Here is a 17,124-nt window from a genome sequence, read left to right as displayed (position 1 = left end):
GAAATAAAACTTCAAGTAACTTACGAAGGCTTCAAAAAGCGCTATTTTGGCAAGTGTGACGAATACGCAGTAATAAACAAAAACGTAGTAGCAGGGTTTTGCAACCCAACCGAATTTGCCGACCTAATAGAAGCTACAGTAAGCCAAGAATACAACACAGACAAAATACAATTAAGAATACTAAATGGTGATGGAGCTTCATGGATAAAAGAAAGCGCAGAACTTGCCCTAAAACACTTTCAACTAGATAGATTTCACATATTTCAAGCCATACATAGAAACATTTATGACAAAAAAGAAGCCAAAAAAGTATCAAAAATGATAAAGAAACTAAAAATAGACCAAGCCCTAAACCATATAGAACAACTAAAATATGAATGCGGCGGAGAAGTTAAAGAAGTAAAAAAACTTGAAACCCTACAGCAATATCTAACAAATAACCGCGATGGACTGATACCCTACCAGCAAAGAGAACACATTAAATTACCCGAACCTCCGGAAGGGGTATACTATAGAAACCTGGGCACTATGGAGCATAACATATGTGACATACTCTATCTTAGGATGAAAAACCGGAAAATGAGTTGGAGCATAGCCGGTGCCAACAATTTAGCCAAAATACTAGCATTAAAAGCCAGTGGGAAACTACATGATAAAATTAACTTGCTGCTATCAGGAGAGCTTTCAGAAAGACTTACAGAAAAGGTTAAAGAAGTTAAGAAACCTAAGTCAAAAGCAAACAAGATAAAAACAAACATATATCCTATCCACAGGGGAGGTATGCCCTTTTCCGGATGTCCAGTTACCAATGGCCGAAAAGCAATTCAGGATTTAATTACATATGGCGGTCAAAGCATATTTTAAAATCATTTGCTTTGCACTAAAAAGCCCTTTATGTTGCCGAAAGCCTATTGATACTTAAAATAGCGAAATAAGCTAATTACAGGGCATTTTCGCCGATACAATGGTGTATAGAGGCCATGGCAATAGGACCTGGAATAAATGCAAGTTTTACAAAAAGAGCTAAATGTAGATACTTTAGATTATTTTCAATCGAACTTTAGCTCGCATAGGGATAGTAGCCCCACTTTAAAAATAATTGATAAAGGTGCATGATTTTATTAAAAAAACAACGATTTTTTCTCTATTAAAACAATAAAAAAGCCATATTATTATGCAGGATAAAATTTGAAAGAAAAAATGCCAACTTTTACTTGACACTAACCTCAAATTATTTGGATTTGATTTTTTATTTAATATACCTTATACTAGTATCAGGAAAACTTTTTGGATTTATTGGATTGTTTCCATAATGAGAAAGACTTTATCAATTGGGATGACGATGCTCTAGATATGGCAGCTACAGCATCGGTCCCACTATTTATAATGCAAAATTCGCATTTTGAGGCAGAGAGGAGATTAAATGAAACATCTCCCTTAGATATTTTAAATTTACAGGATGATGAACAATTACAAAAAATATTATCAATAAAATTTTAATAAGAGTGGATCTGTGTCAATAACTTAGACACAAAAAGTTTAACTTTTTTTTAACTTTTTATGACGTTACACTTGCAGCTTCATGTACTGCTTGTGGAGTCATATAATCGATAGAACCATGAATTCTTTTTCTGTTATACCAGGATTCTATGTATTCAAATATTGCTTTACGTGCAACATTGAAATCATAATATTTATGGTGATTTACTTCTTCCTTCTTTAATACTGAGTGGAAGGATTTATTATTAATAATGTTATCTTTTTCTTTCAAGGCAGATCTGCTTAAATGATGATTGAACTTTTTGACTACAATTGAGCAGATATCCATATCAGCCATATATCGTTGAACACGTTTTAAGCTGATTTTCTCTCCGCCGTTAATTAATGCTTTATGAATTTTAGGGGCACCGTACCTGGACTTACTTTCTACCCAGATTTTTCTTATCTGTACTTTAATTCTTTTTGGCGATTTGAAGGTTGTACTAACTAAAGCCTTATAATAAGGGCTTCCAGGGAACTTTAAAACTTTGTAAATAAGTTTAACGGTATATTCTGACTTGTATTTTTCGATAAATGTAGCGATTTCATTCATCGTTTTCCTAGGAATATGGCAGTAGCTTTTTTAATATTTCATTTTTCATTTCAAGCTCAGTAATGCGTTTTTACATTGTTTGATACTCCTTTGCCGTGATTTCCTTATTATCAGCTATCTTTATCGGAGAATGCTGTTTAATCCACTTATAAATAGTTACCGTTGCTCGCTATACTCGCGGCTCAGTTCTAATACAGTCTGGCGATAGTTTCAGATTTACAATCTGTTGTTTAAAATCATCTGTGTATCGGATACCGTTATTGGACATTGTTTAACACACCTTTCTTATAATCATTTTACCGTGTTAAACTTTTCCTGGATATATTTATATACTAACACCTGATTGACTAAAAGTATAATAAATTCTATTAACGTATATCGTTTCTATTAATTATATGAATTATAAAACATCTTCTTTATTGTTAATTATTGTAATTTTAAGATTATAATTTAAATTCTTTAATGTTTTTAAGAAAGGGGGTGTAACTACTTTGAATATTTCTAAAAAAAATAAAGAATTAGAAGGCTTAAAGATAAAAAATCATATTTTAGAGACTATTTTTGAAGACGCATCTGAATGCATTGTAGTTGTTGATGCAGAAGGTTACATATTAATGTTAAGTCAAACCTATGCAAACTTTTTGGGAATAACTCCGCAAGAAGCTATTGGAAAACATGTAACTGAAGTAATAGAAAATACAAGACTTCATATTGTTGTAAAAACAGGAGAGCGTGAAGTAGGACAAATTCAGCGAATCGGAGGAAATGATGCTGTTACAATGCGGATTCCTATAATAGAAAATGGCAAAGTTTTTGGTGCCATAGGAAAGGTTATGTATAAAGATGTAAGAGAAGTTGAAGTATTGTGCAAACAATTAGAAGCAGCTAAAAGAGATCTTGACCTTTGCAAGGAACAACTTAAAAAGGTAACTGATGACCATTCTTCACTTGACAAAATCATCGGAAATAGCAAGAAAATTAAGGAACTTAAATATTTGGTAACAAAGATAGCTAAAACAGATTCCACTGTTCTTATTACGGGGGAAAGTGGAACAGGTAAGGAGGTATTTGCTAATACAATTAATAATATGAGTAATAGGAAAAATAATAATTTTATTAAAGTTAATTGTGCTGCTATTCCTGAAAATATTCTTGAATCTGAATTATTTGGTTATGTTGAGGGTGCATTTACCGGTGCAAAACGTAACGGCAAAATAGGAAAATTCGAGATGGCGGATCACGGTACTATCTTCTTGGATGAAATTGGAGATATGGGTCTTGAGATGCAGGCAAAAATTCTTCGCGTACTTCAAGAAAAAGAAATAGAAAGAATCGGAGGCAATATTACAAAAAAAATTGATGTTCGTATAATAGCAGCAACAAATCAAAACCTACAAGAAAAGATGCAGTCTGGAAAATTTCGAGAAGATCTTTTTTATCGTTTAAATGTGGTGTCCTTAGAGCTCCCCCCCTTGCGCGAAATACCTGAAGACATTCCTGTATTATGTGAACACTTTTTAAAAAATTACAATACAGAATTTGGTATTTATATAGAGAAAATAAATAATGAAGCAATGCAATATTTACAAAAATATTCGTGGCCTGGAAATGTCAGAGAATTGAAAAATACTATCGAGAGAGTATATAATTTTGTTACAGAAAGTACGATAAAGGCAGAACATTTACCTAAAGAGATTATTAATTCGCACAAATTTACCAATAATAATAAAGGTAGCCTTGATAAAGCCATAATGGAACTTGAAATGCAAAAAATACTTGACGCTTTAAAATCTTCTGGAGGAAATAAAAGCAAAGCAGCAAAATTATTAGGTATTAACAGAGCTGGACTCTACCAAAAACTTAAAAAGTACAATATTAACTATTAATTACAATAAAATAAAATAGACCCCTATTATTTCTAAAATTAATCGTCCCTATTGCAAGTTAGGGGTCTATTTTTAAAGACAACTTTGTTATTATTAAAAGAGCCAAATTTTCATTTTAGTCATTTAGATTGAACTGTCCCGTCCCAAGTTCCCACCTTAATTTGTTTTGTTGCTTCTTCATCAAACCAGCGAGTTGTAACTACTTTTGATTCAGTATAAAAGCGTAGCCCGTCTTTACCTAGAACATGAAGATCGCCAAAAAATGAAAGCTTGTGCCCTGCAAACGGGAACATGCCTGCAGGTACTGGAATGCCAACATTTACCCCAACCATGCCACCATGTGTTCTTTTTACAAATTCACGTGCATAGTGTCCACTTTGAGTAAAAATAACAGAACCATTACCATAAGGATTAGCATTCATTAGAGTAATTCCTTCTTCGAAATCTTTAACTCTCTTTATGCAAAGAACAGGTCCAAATATTTCTCGTTGTCCTATCGTCATTTCGGGAGTCACATTATCAAAAATTGTGTGTCCTACAAAGAAGCCTTTTTCATATCCCGGAACTACAACATTGCGACCATCGAGAATAAGGTTTGCACCTTCGTTAATTCCTTTCTCAATCCAACTTATAATAGACTTTTTATGTTCGACTGTGACCACCGGTCCAAGATCTGTAGTTTTGTCATACGCTGGTCCTATCTTCTTCGTTTTAACTTGTGTTAAAATTTCCGATACTAGCTCGTCTGCAATGTCTTCTTGGACAGCAATAACCGGTAAAGCCATACAACGTTCGCCTGCACAACCGAAAGATGAATTAATGATGCCCGCCGCGGTACGTTTGATAGGAACATCATCAAGAACTAGGGCATGATTTTTAGCTTCGCATAAGCACTGAACACGTTTTCCGTTTGCTGCTGCTTGTGCGTATATATTACTTCCTATTTCTGTGGATCCTACAAAACTAATTCCTCTTATGTCAGGGTGTGATAAAAGAAGGTTTGCTTCTTTTCGAGAACATGTTATTATATTAACTACCCCTTTAGGTAAACCGGCTTGACTTAAGAGCTCGGCTATTCTGAGAGATGTCATCGGTGTCATACTTGCTGCTTTAAGCACAAGTGTATTGCCTGTGGCTATACACATAGGCATCATCCATCCCATTGGGATCATTGCCGGAAAGTTAAAGGGAACTATCCCTCCAAAAACACCTATTGGCTCTCTGTATAAAGTAGAATCGAAGCCAGGAGTAACATTCATTAAAGACTCTCCCATCATAAGTGAAGGGGCTCCGCATGCTACTTCAACAGGTTCCTTTACTTTTAAAACTTCTCCTTCTGCTTCTTCCCAATTTTTGCCGTTTTCTCTGCATATCATATAAGTAAGTTCATCCATATGCTCTATCAGTAAATCTCTAAACTTATATAAAACTTCAACTCTTCGAGCACATGGCGTATCTGACCACTTAGGAAATGCAGCTTTTGCAGCAGCAATAGCAGTTTCTACTTCATCAACTGTGCAGCAAGGAGCTTGCGCAATAACTTCACCAATGCTTGGATCATAGACATCCATATATTTACTTGTCTTACTAGTAATATACTCTCCGTTTATAAATGGTTTTAGTATTTCAATACCCATATTAATCCTCCTCGTATAATAATAGTCTCTCGGAATACTCCGAGTTTGTCGGTGCAAGGTTTTAACTTAGCACCCTTTTTCAACATCCTCCTATTTTACAATAGGATTTTTTATTTAAATGCAGGTTATTCTTAAATTTCCTGCATTATTTTTTTGCTAAATTCCAAAAAACACTTGACTTTTTGGAAACACCCCAATAATTGATTTGAAGGGACCTTTTCCCTTACTAATTGTGATGGGAGTGTTTTTATGAAACCTGTTTTTGTTACTCATGAAGCTTACCAAGATTTCGTTTTAACTCAATTAAAAAAACATTATTCTAATGGCATCCTTACTCTTGTTGCTAAGGATTGGCCTGTTATCACCAAGTTATGGATTACTGATATTTCTTATATCACTACTTTGCTTAGTGATACTTATTCTGACAAAGGTCCTCTACCTCGTGATCCTGCTTCTATGCTAAGATCTTATCTTCTTTTCCTATTTACTAATCCAACCATTGGGATTACTAAATGGGTGGACGAGTTACATCGTGTTCCTCTCTATGCCATTTTAAGTGGCTTTGAGCCTGGTGATATTCCTGGTGTTGGAACCTTTTATGACTTCTTTGCTCGTTTATGGGGACTTGATTTTGATAATGTTAAGCCCAAATCTAAACGAAAACGTAAAGTCACGAAAAAGAAGAAACCTAAAAAAGGAGAAAAACTAGCTCCTAAAAATCCTGGTATTGTTGAAAAATTGATAAATCGCTTCCTTCGTTATGGTTCCAAGAAAAAGCTTTTACCAGGGGATCGCTTATTTGAGTTCTTTCAGTCGCAAATTCTTGATGTATCTGCTAAATTAGGTCTTCTTGGTAATCTTGATTCTCTTAGTGTTGCTGGCGATGGCACTCCCATAGAAACTGCCAGATATCCCAGGAGTAAACCTTCTTGTAAGTGTTATGCCCAAGGTATTACGAAGTGTAATCATCCTCGTTTGTATTCCCAGCCAGACTGCGATTCTGGATGGGATAGTTCTAGAGAGAAATTTTACAACGGTTACACTCTATACATGATATCTGCTTGCGATAGCGAGTATGACTTACCATTGTATCCAAGACTTCAACCTGCTTCTAGACATGATTCTGTTAGTCTTGTAACTAGTTCGATTGAATTCTCACAACGTTTCACCTTAGGCACAGTTAACAAATTCCTGCTTGATGCTGCTCATGATGCTGAAGCTATTTATTTATTATTAGAGCATCAAGGAATAGAGCCATTTATTGATTTGAATCTTAGAACTAAGAAAAATTTTAGTTCTGAGAGTGATATTCAAATTTCGCCTAAAGGTATTCCTATCTGCCCTACTGGCAAAGAAATGAAACCTAATGGCTATGATAAATCTCAAAATCGTCAAAAATGGAGATGTCCTCTTGCAACAGGTGCTAAGAATACTTGTAAAAAGCCCTGTTCCACTGCTAAATATGGACGTACATTTCATACTTTTTCTAAAGATAATCTAAGACTTTTCCCAAGAACTGCTCGTTCATCGGAAAAGTGGAAGCTTACCTATAAACGCCGTACTTCTATTGAACGGTCTAATAAAAGAGAAAAGGTTGATTATCAACTAGAAGCTGGTCGTCATCGTTCTACTAAGATGTGGTACATCCGTGTTTACTGCATTATGATGTGTCAACATATTGATGCTTGGTACAGCGTTAAAAAAGATACTTTAAAGCTCTCGAAAGTAATATTTAATTAAATAGTCTAACATCATTTTTAAAAAGTTCTTGATGATAGGCTTGTTTGCTATGCCATTTTTTAAAGATTGCATTTAGTGTTAAATATTATCCTTAAAATTTAGTTGCTTTTTAGTCCACTTGCAATATTTTAATCATTGGACATCATTTAATTCCGAGAGGCTATAATAATTCGCTTATTGGACTCTTTTTACCAGGCTTTTTTATACAACTCAATTATAGTTTCCTCATTTACGTTTCTTGCATTATTCCCAGGACTACCACTTACTATAGCATCATGAGCCATTTTTGAAATATATTTTTCGAATTCATCTTTATTTATGCCTAATCCTTCAATAGATGGGATCTCGATATCTTTGCATAAGCGTTTCATTGCTTCATATGCTTTATAGGCAGCATCTAATGTGCTAAGACCGTCTAAGTTTTCACCCATAGCAAAGGCTATATCTGCAAACTTCTCGGGATTTGCTATATAAGTAAATTCTGCCCACACAGGTAAAAGGACAGCATTTGATATACCATGCGGAACATGGAATATCGCGCCGATGCATCTTGACATTCCATGAATAAGCGTAACTGAAGCATTGGAAAAAGCTAAACCGGCTTGTGTTGCAGCTAACATCATATTCGTTCTTGCTTCAAGATTATTACCGTTGCACCAAGCTTGCCTTAAATTTTCAGAAATTAACTTGATTGCTGAAATTGCCAACGTGTCAGTTAATGGCTGTGATTTTTTTGAAGTGTACGCTTCCGCCGCATGGCAAAATGCATCGATTCCAGTAGCAGCAGTTGTTTTAGGAGGGACTGACAACGTAAACATAGGATCTGATATAGAAATGGTAGGAACTATATGTGAGTCCCCTATTAGCATTTTAACATCGTTTTTTGTATCAGCAATTATTGTGAATTTAGTTACTTCAGAACCTGTGCCAGCAGTTGTAGCAATTGCAATCAAAGGTGGTAATGGGTTTTTTACCTTATCCGCGCCCATATAATCAGAAATTTTACCACCATTCGTTGCTAAAATACCTATAGCTTTTGCAGTATCGATAGGGCTTCCTCCTCCCAGCCCTAAAAGAAAATCGCAGTTACTTTCTTTATATACTTTTAATCCCTTTTCAACATCAATATCTCGGGGCTCGCCGCTTACATCAGGCAAAATTACAGAATCCACCCCTGCTTCTTCTAGCAATTTTCTTACCTTCTCGACATATCCTGCTTGCTGCATTACTTTATCCGTAACAAACAGAACTTTCTTTTTTCCTAGTTTCTTTACTTCACTGCTGAGTGCATTTATGCTATTCTGGCCAAAAAGCAATGTTTGGGGCATATGCATCTCTGCATTTCTATAAAAATACATTTGTAGCAACCTCCTAAATAAAATTATTTCACTAAAAATTTAATATACAATTTTTTATGCATTTTAAATCTTATTTAAAACCATGGAAGAGCTCTCATTACAATAATAACTATGGTAGTACATAAAGCCATTGATAATACATTTGCATTTGTTGAATGAATATGCTCTGGAAGCTTTTCTGCAAAGAACTCTGCCACAGGTGCACCGATGATGCCTCCAAGAACACCTGCAAATACCGCTACAGGGATAGATGCTCCAAATATTAATACACATGCTGGAGCTACACTAACTACTGGTACATAAGTTGCGTACCACCCTTTTTCATAATATTTATACAAATATAGAAAAACTCCTACGCCTCCACCTATAAATTGCGAGAGAATAATTGCAGGAAGAGCACCTGAACCTCCAGCTCCATGCCCACAATTTAAGATCCAGTCAGCACAAGCACCAATAATCGCAAATATTCCAACTACTTCATTTCCATAAAATTGAGGTTCTGAAATATCAGCCAAAACTCTTCTTACTGTCCACGCTGGTCTTAACATTCGTTGCAATTTTTCTTCTTCAGACAAATTCTCATCCTTTGTAACTGGGCTAAAATCAATTTTTTTCATCCATGGAAGCATTTTACAGACTTGGCATATTACAATACCCGTAATAGCCATTGTTACGACATTCCCTACAGTCGCAGGAAGATCTACTAAAGGCAGTATTTTGCACATAATCCAAAAAGCTGTGGGAAAGCATATCAATCCTCCTAAAATCGAAACAGTAAATAAAGCTTTGTAATTTGGACCATACAAAAGCATAATAGACGGCGGAACGCCGACTACTGTAATAAATGTGGGAAGCCATGTAAAATTACCACTATCGAAAAATGATGTATAATTTAGAACAAATATAGCAAAAGATAACGATATCACTTGTGATGCAAAAACCCATGGCCAGAGATTGGTTCCATAGCAAATATCGAATCCTGCTAATGGAGATTTTTTTACACTTAGCAACCATGCTACAAAACCTCCAAAAATAATACCTATAGAAGCTAAAAAACCAGCATAAAACTGAGGTTCAGAAAAGTCTTTAATAAACCATATGAATTTATAAAACAAATTACTATTTGCATTTTTTACTATTACATCATAAGGAAGCCATTGGCTAGTAATATGTATGCTATTTAACGCAAAGTAAAAAGCAAATCCAATCACAATAGTGTAAATTAAACCAAGTATCGATCCAGTTTTCTTTGTTAAAAGAATCGACTTATTATCAGACATATCAAATCCCCCTTTAGATTAAACAGATAGTGCTTTTTAAAAAAAGCAGGGCGGACTTGCATAGCAAATTTGCCAAATCTGCCCCGCAACATTGATTATAATATTCTTTTAGATATTTTTAAGTTTATCTATTTAAAAAGTTTTAATACAGGAGGATTATCATCCACTATTATGTTATACCAAATGGGCTGGCGCATTAATACAAGGTCTTTTCGGCGCACTACATTTGTTGGGTAAACTGTATTCAAGTTGGATGTATCAATTTTTAATGTTCCTATTGCCTCTTCACTTTCTGGTAAAATTACTTCTTTGCGTGGAAAAGCAAATGTATCAGGTCCAAAAATGCCACTTCTTCCAAAAGCTGCTTTGCCAATATAATTTGCAAATGCTAAATAAGTATTATTTTCCCCTGCTCTGACTCTCCATAAATGCCAGTGTATAGTGTTATATCCACGAGGAATCGGATAGTTATGAGCTGCAGTTGTTTCTTTGAGCCCATAAGGCTTCGGCGTATTTACAGCAGAGGGACAACAAATGAGGTCGACTCCTTTTAGAGCAAGACAACGACCTGCTTCAGGAAACATTACATCATGGCCTATCAAAATCCCGACTCGGCCTATGGGGATATTGAAGTATGGCAATCCTAAATTTCCGCGCGTTGCCCAATTAATATCATGTTCGCAAAGATGAAGTTTACGATATTTACCAACGAGGCCTTCAGGACCTGTTAGTATTGCTGTATTGTAAAGTTGCTCCTCGTCTTTTTCGATAAGGCCTGCAACAATATAAACATTATTCTTCATCGAAATATCAATAAGATAATTCGTAAATGGCCCAGGCACAGATTCCGCTACTACTTCTGCTTCTTCCTTAGAATTTATTATGCCTGTTAATGTAAGTTCAGGAAAAACTATAAGTTCACTACCAGAGGAAACTGCTTGATATATTTTATTTGTTATCAATTCAGTATTTGATTTTTTATCCCCAGATAATGGGGACATTTGGGCAACAGCTATTGTAGATTGCTTTCCTGGAGGAAGTGGATCGTAGCCATACAAAGAATGAAAATCTAATGGATTCCAAAGATAAGTATGTGACATAATCGTCATATATTCTTTTGGCAAACGTTCAGTAAACTTATTACCTCCATTTTCAAAATTTTTTCTTCTGGCCTTAGCTATATCAACTTCACCATAACAAATTATATCTCCTTCATCAACATAAGATTGAATAGTTCCATTAGGTTCTATTATACAGCTTCCTCCACTTGCCTGAACCGTCCGCTCTAGCCCCCATCTGTTCCCTTCAATCACATAACATCCATTATCAAACGCTCGAGTAATCCAATAAGGGGCAGGTGTTTTTTCTGCAAGCCAGTTACTACAGTGGCATATTATATCTGCACTTCGAAGGCCTTCAATTCTGGCAGTTTCAATGAAATGAATGTCCATACAAATTAGCATACCTATATTGCCAATTGGAGTTTCGTACACTTGATGGTCTAAATCACCCTGCTTTGCCCATTTTGGTTCTGAAATGTACAAATGGGACTTTCTATGGGTTCCTATAACACCTTCTGGCCCAATAAGAGCTGTTGAATTATAGTAGATGTCCGTTTTTGCATCCACCTCAGGCATCCCTACAACGATCCAGCAATTGTATTTTTTTGAGATTTCCACAAAGGCATCTGTTGTAGGTCCTGGTATAGTTTCAACAAAAGGTTTTATTTCTTCTCTGCTATACCAGCAATAACCAGTCGTTCCCATTTCTGGGAGAACAATCAATTTTGCATTATTCGCAGCCGCTTCTTCTGTCAATTTAAGTAATTTATTAATATTATTTTCTTTATCAAACATAGTAGGATTAAAATTAATTGCCGCTACTTTATATTTCGGTATGGGAGGCATTTCAGTTCCCCCAATTTTCCCATAATACATAAATAATCTCCTCCGTTTGGTTTTTGTATTTTTTTATAATAGATGCTGTACAATTTTATTTCTAGCCCAAAAATATCCCCTCCTTTTCTAATTCAGCATACTATGTTGTCGTTGGTAAAGAGTTTGTAATTTAAATATTATGAAATAATCCTGATCTTTATGCATCCAATGTTAATTTTTCTAAAATAACTATATAGCAAAAATTATGCCACTATTGCATTAGCTACTTAATGCCTGTTAATTCAAGGCTTTGTTTAAATTATATTTTTTAATATGTTATAATAATATACATTATTTTGATATTTAAGTATTGATTTCTCTTCTAAATAGCAAAAAGCATACAGTGTTATAAATATATACACACTGTATGCTTTTTATACAACACATGTTAAATTTTAAAAAATTTTTTATACTAATTTAAAAATAACTCTGAAAAAGTTTTTTACCTATTTTTTCGAATAACTCTTTTTATAATGGATAAAGAAAATGATTCCGCCCCAAACTCCGTAGAAATTGAAAATGACAGCTTCAAATTACTCTGATAGAATATAGTTGTTAACAAATACACGATCAGAATAACAAAAAGGAGCTGTCATAATGAAAGTATATCAGGAAAACAAAGAGTCCGTCAATGGAAGCATCCAAATAATTAATAGCACAATCCTGTATGAAAAGGCCAGGTATGGGTTAATGGAGCTTTCAATGTCACTAGACCTGGAGGTCATGCGCATGATGCTGTAAGAAGACGTAGAGCAGTACGCCGGCCCCAAAGGAAAGCATAATAAAAACGAACGCATCGGTTATCGCCACGGCACATAAAAGACCACAGTGGTCATGGGCGGTAAGAAAGTAAGAGTAGATCGCTCCAGAGTCAGATCTGTAGACGGTAGCAGTGAATTACCCCTGGAAACTCTCCACCTGTTCCAAACAGAAGATCCACTAAACAAGGCTATCATGGCAAAATTACTTTCAGGGGTAAGCACCAGAAAATACATACGTACTGTTGATGGAGACAATGCTGATGCGATATGCACCAGTAAAAGCGAAGTTAGCCGACGGTTCATTGAAGGCATGGACACCCTCATGCAGGAATTCTTTACACGACCTATTGACCAAGACTATCCTGTCATAATGATCGATGGCCTTGAACTTGGCAAAATGACCATACTAGCTGCCATGGGTATCGATGACGACGGGAAAAAGCGCATCTTAGGGATAGCTGAAGGCATCTCAAAAATAGCACCGTCGCCAAGGCTTTACTTGAAGACCTTATCCATAGAGGGTTAGATATCCTTTACCCAAGACTTTATGTAATAGACGGAGGGAAAGCCCTCCACAAAGCCATAACAGACACCTTCGGCAATAAGGCTTATTCAGCGTTGCCAAGTGCACAAGAGACGAAATGTGCTCTCTTACCTACCGGAATCTGAGCAGGCCAATATATCCATGTCTATGACACTGGCCTACAGGGAATTCGAGTATGAGGCAGCAAAAAGCGAACTAATGGATATTGCAGGCAAGCAGAAATCGGTATCCCAAAGCGGCGGCAAGCCTTTTAGAAGGGCTGGAGGAGACATTGACAGTGCACCGGCTCAAAATTCCCGGTCTGCTTCGCGAGACACTTTGCAGCACAAACCCGATGGAATCTGCTAACTCTGCTTGTCGAGGTATCATCCGCAGGGTTTCAAACTTCAAGGACGGAGAAATGGCACTTAGACACGCAGCAGCCGGTTTCATGGAAGCAGAGCGTGGGTTTAGAAGAATCAAAGGTTATCGTCAATTGGCTATACTCACCTTTATGCTATCGAGCCATGCCGCCGACACCTTGGAAGTCATAACTGCATAAATCATAACAATCAGAAGATATTTGGAGCAATTCTATGTAGGGTAAATTCCACGGAGCTGGGGAGACGTTGTTCGGGCCTTTAGCACTTCATTAAGGTTATTTATAAGGGTTCCATCTATATCAAAAATGTATGTTTCTATTTTTTTATTACTCATCTCTTCCGCTTATTTTTGTAAATGTATATTCAATTATATTATCTTCTTTTGAGAGAGGATATATTTCTTTATTAAGAAGAACAAAAATGTTATTTTGAGTAATAATATTATCTAAAATGATCTGTATGTTTTTATGAGAATTTTTTATACTTATTTTAATAATTCCTCCTTCCTTTATATTATTAATTAAAAAACTTACGGTAATGTAGGGAAATTGAACATATTGTAAAACTTGAAATATGCAAATTAAGTCATAATTATTATCTTTTAGCAAAAGAGAAGGATCTGAAAAAAATCTTAGGTTTTTCTTTTTAAATATTTCTTTTGCAAAAGCAATTTTCTTCACATCTATATCAAATCCATCCACTGATTTCGCGTTTAAGCATAATAAATAGCTTCCCCAACCATATCCGGTTCCATAATCTAGTACTGTTCTCCCCTTGCTCAAAGGAGAGATTCTTATATAAGATGAAAACATTGCATTTAAAAAATTATCTTTTGCAATGGTGTTTATTAATTCTTTATATGTAATATCTCTCATTTTTTAGCCTCCACTTTGAGGTTTAAGGTATTATTTTCTTCCCTAATTATCTATCATTAATTTGCTATTACAATAGTTTTTGACCTTCTATTGATCATAACTAATCCATAGAAGGTCAAAATATACCTTTTAAATTTAAAATATCATTTTATTTAAAAAATGACAAAATTTTTGCAATAATTAAGCCAAACGTATTGAAATCAATTGCTTCATATGCAGCATTTTTGACAACTAAAATACCTGTATATGGGAATGTTAATGCCACACCAAATTGTAATATAAATCCAACTAAGAAGGAACTTAAAATCACATTCTTTATTCCACCACGTGCATTTGCATATACACCCACTAAAGAGCCTTCAAAGAAATTAATTTGCACCCCTGGAATGACTAATGGCGTAAATCCTGTTAATGCCATAACTAAAGTTGCAACAATGGAACCCAAAAGATGAAGTAAGAACCCAATCATAACTGATGTTCCTGCATATGGGTATACAGTTGGATAATCTAATCCTAGTTTTGCATTTGGTAATAAGCTCTCGGAAATTCCTTGAAATGCCGGAATAAGCTCTGCTAATAGCGTTCTAACCCCATAAAGAATTACTGCTATTGCTCCGCCAAAACTCAAAGAGGAGCTAAGAAGATACAAGATCCAAGGCGTATCTCCTGCTAGTTTCTGCACATACCCAAATCCTGCAATCGCTGCGAAGACAATATTTACTAGAAACATAATTACAATCATAGCAACAATATTATCTTTCAGCCAGTTAAGTGATTCTGGAAGTTCCAGATCTTCAGCAGATTTGCTATCCTTTTTAAATAGCTTACCTAAAGTTCCGGCAAGTATTATGCCAAACACGCTTGGAACAAAGTTGGCGTGTTCCGTTGTAATATTATCTCTTATATAATAATAAGAAATCCCTGTAGCAATCCAAAAATATATGCCTGATATGATGCCTCCAACCGCAAGTAAGCTCACACCCGAAAATCCTATAGCATTCAATACAACTACGATAAAACCACACCAGAATAATTGGAGATGTACTGTTAAAGCAAGAAAATTATATCTTGTAAACTTTGCTAAAAGTATGTTTAATACAAATCCTATAATAAAAGTCAAAGCTATTTCTGTCCCAAATTTAGTCATAGACTCGCCAAAAGCTGGCCAGTAAAGAGGAACTACTCCTTCTACTCCCAAACCTTTTCTTATCATTTTGGTAAGAGGCTCCAAAGCAGGACTTATAATATTTGCACCTGCCATCAAGATTACATATCCCATCATAGTTTTGACAGTACCAAGTAATACATCTGTCCATTTAGATTTAAGAAATATTAGCCCTAGGAGAGCTACAATACCTAATACGATTGTAGGGTCCCCTAATACCTTTACAATGATAGTTAAGAACGTTTCCATAAAATGTTCCTCCTCTTATAATAAATTACAGATAAGCTTATTTTTTCTGCCAAATATTCTTATTAAAGCTTGCATTTATTTACAAATTTTTTAAGTTAATATGTGAATTAAAAAATCCAAACCAATTGAAAAACTAATTGTAAATTTTATTTTTCTAATAAAACAGCATAAAGAAATTTATTTTTCTTGCTTATTTGGCAATAGTTTTATTTTTAGAAGTTGGGAGCACATTTGAATAACTTTAGCTTAGACAAATAATATACAATAACTCTCCTCTTATTTATGCCATGCTGCAGTAGGGGTTTGAGTAACCCACATACCTCCGTCTACGCCTAGTGTTTGACCAGTTATATAGCTTGCCTGTTCTGAACAATAAAATTTAACTACATTAAAGATATCTTTTGGCTCAGCAAATCTGCGGAGTGCAATTTGCTGGAGCTTTGATTCTGCTCTGTGTTCTATTATATCCGCGGCCATTGGGGTATTAATTACGCCAGGTGCATAAGCATTTACTCTAATATGATAAGGCGCTAATTCCGCTGCCCACACTCTAGTTAAAACAATGATGCCTGCTTTAGCTGCCCCATATGCCCCTGATCCAGTGTTAGGAAAAGTAGCAAGAATAGAAGATACATTGACAATATTGCCACCTTTTTCCTTCATGTAAGGGATTGCTGCACGCGTACAATACACGGGCCCCAGTAGATTCACTCCAATCATTAGATTCAGATGTTCATCTGTAGATTCTTCAATTGTTGACTTTTGTAAGACCCCTGCATTATTTATTAGTATATCTATGTTCCCATATAGGTTTCCAATATTTTTAATAGCATTATCAACTTGGAAACTATTACTAACATCAGCTATATAAGTAGTAAATCTTTTTTTATCAGGTTTAATTTCTTTAACCAAACTACTTATTGTTTCCTCTTTAATATCTAAGATATTTACGTTTGCACCTTCTTCATAAAAACACGTAGCAATTTTCTTTCCTGCTCCCTGAGCTCCACCAGTAACTACTACAACTTTATCTTTAAATTCATTCATTCGTTTTTTTCCTTTCTTCCTTAAAATTTATCATTATTAATTCCATTCCTTTTGCTTCGCTCAAGGCACAAAACATAATGAAAAGGTGCCTCTAGGCGATATTTGTTTTATAATTAGCCCATATGGGCTTCGGTAAACTACAAATCACAAGGAGACAAGTGAACTGTCCAACTTGTCAGATGACCGCATTG

At 35.2% G+C, this 17,124-nt stretch carries 13 protein-coding genes and 1 pseudogene; 6 read left to right on the top strand and 8 right to left on the bottom strand.

The features are described from left to right. The coding region (locus tag BUE08_RS04425) for a UPF0236 family transposase-like protein (RefSeq protein ID WP_286680435.1) at positions 1 to 864 on the top strand (864 nt) is incomplete at its 5' end. A 423-nt stretch (positions 865 to 1,287) separates the two neighbouring features. Continuing rightward, entirely contained in the window at positions 1,288 to 1,500 is a 213-nt protein-coding gene (locus BUE08_RS04420; protein WP_286680434.1) for a hypothetical protein, read from the top strand. Between the two features lie 58 nt (positions 1,501 to 1,558). On the opposite strand, the gene BUE08_RS04415 is transcribed toward BUE08_RS04420, so the two are convergent. Next, a complete protein-coding gene (locus BUE08_RS04415) occupies positions 1,559 to 2,092 on the bottom strand; it encodes an IS3 family transposase (RefSeq protein ID WP_286680433.1) in 534 nt (177 codons plus the stop codon). A 491-nt stretch (positions 2,093 to 2,583) separates the two neighbouring features. Between BUE08_RS04415 and BUE08_RS04410 the strand changes: the two genes are divergently transcribed. Next, the gene (locus BUE08_RS04410; protein ID WP_286680432.1) at positions 2,584 to 3,978 is read left to right on the top strand and encodes a sigma-54 interaction domain-containing protein; all 1,395 of its coding nucleotides are present in this window, start codon (positions 2,584 to 2,586) and stop codon (positions 3,976 to 3,978) included. Between the two features lie 119 nt (positions 3,979 to 4,097). On the opposite strand, the gene BUE08_RS04405 is transcribed toward BUE08_RS04410, so the two are convergent. Next, positions 4,098 to 5,615: a CoA-acylating methylmalonate-semialdehyde dehydrogenase gene (locus BUE08_RS04405; protein ID WP_286680431.1), complete on the bottom strand. Its 1,518-nt coding sequence runs from the start codon at positions 5,613 to 5,615 to the stop codon at positions 4,098 to 4,100. A gap of 249 nt (positions 5,616 to 5,864) precedes the next feature. Between BUE08_RS04405 and BUE08_RS04400 the strand changes: the two genes are divergently transcribed. After that, positions 5,865 to 7,355 carry a transposase gene (locus BUE08_RS04400; RefSeq protein ID WP_286680430.1) on the top strand — a complete coding sequence of 497 codons (1,491 nt, stop codon included), beginning with the start codon at positions 5,865 to 5,867 and terminating at the stop codon, positions 7,353 to 7,355. A 188-nt stretch (positions 7,356 to 7,543) separates the two neighbouring features. Here BUE08_RS04400 and BUE08_RS04395 read toward each other — a convergent pair whose 3' ends face one another. From BUE08_RS04395 to BUE08_RS04385, 3 genes are all read right to left on the bottom strand, one after another. Continuing rightward, entirely contained in the window at positions 7,544 to 8,713 is a 1,170-nt protein-coding gene (locus BUE08_RS04395) for an iron-containing alcohol dehydrogenase (protein ID WP_286680429.1), read from the bottom strand. Positions 8,714 to 8,787: 74 nt separating this feature from the next. Continuing rightward, a complete protein-coding gene (locus BUE08_RS04390; protein ID WP_286680428.1) occupies positions 8,788 to 9,993 on the bottom strand; it encodes a hypothetical protein in 1,206 nt (401 codons plus the stop codon). A 128-nt stretch (positions 9,994 to 10,121) separates the two neighbouring features. Then, on the bottom strand, positions 10,122 to 11,930 hold the full coding sequence (locus BUE08_RS04385) for a nitrilase-related carbon-nitrogen hydrolase (protein WP_286680427.1): 1,809 nt from the start codon (positions 11,928 to 11,930) through the stop codon (positions 10,122 to 10,124). 597 nt (positions 11,931 to 12,527) lie between these two features. Between BUE08_RS04385 and BUE08_RS04380 the strand changes: the two genes are divergently transcribed. Together BUE08_RS04380 and BUE08_RS04375 are read left to right on the top strand one after the other, a co-directional pair. Then, on the top strand, positions 12,528 to 12,671 hold the full coding sequence (locus BUE08_RS04380) for a hypothetical protein (RefSeq protein ID WP_286680426.1): 144 nt from the start codon (positions 12,528 to 12,530) through the stop codon (positions 12,669 to 12,671). Positions 12,672 to 12,764: 93 nt separating this feature from the next. Beyond that, positions 12,765 to 13,776: pseudogene (locus tag BUE08_RS04375) on the top strand (transposase). Between the two features lie 147 nt (positions 13,777 to 13,923). Here BUE08_RS04375 and BUE08_RS04370 read toward each other — a convergent pair. The 3 genes from BUE08_RS04370 to BUE08_RS04360 all read right to left on the bottom strand — a co-directional run bounded on the left by BUE08_RS04370 (position 13,924) and on the right by BUE08_RS04360 (position 16,933). Beyond that, on the bottom strand, positions 13,924 to 14,472 hold the full coding sequence (locus tag BUE08_RS04370) for a class I SAM-dependent methyltransferase (protein ID WP_286680425.1): 549 nt from the start codon (positions 14,470 to 14,472) through the stop codon (positions 13,924 to 13,926). Positions 14,473 to 14,620: 148 nt separating this feature from the next. Next, on the bottom strand, positions 14,621 to 15,886 hold the full coding sequence (locus BUE08_RS04365; protein ID WP_286680424.1) for a PTS transporter subunit IIC: 1,266 nt from the start codon (positions 15,884 to 15,886) through the stop codon (positions 14,621 to 14,623). A 276-nt stretch (positions 15,887 to 16,162) separates the two neighbouring features. Then, positions 16,163 to 16,933: an SDR family NAD(P)-dependent oxidoreductase gene (locus BUE08_RS04360; protein ID WP_213996873.1), complete on the bottom strand. Its 771-nt coding sequence runs from the start codon at positions 16,931 to 16,933 to the stop codon at positions 16,163 to 16,165. Positions 16,934 to 17,124 lie beyond the last annotated feature (191 nt).

This window comes from Tepidanaerobacter sp. EBM-49, assembly GCF_001896645.1.
Lineage (GTDB): Bacteria > Bacillota > Thermosediminibacteria > Thermosediminibacterales > Tepidanaerobacteraceae > Tepidanaerobacter > Tepidanaerobacter syntrophicus.
This window is presented reverse-complemented; position numbering and strand designations above follow the sequence as displayed.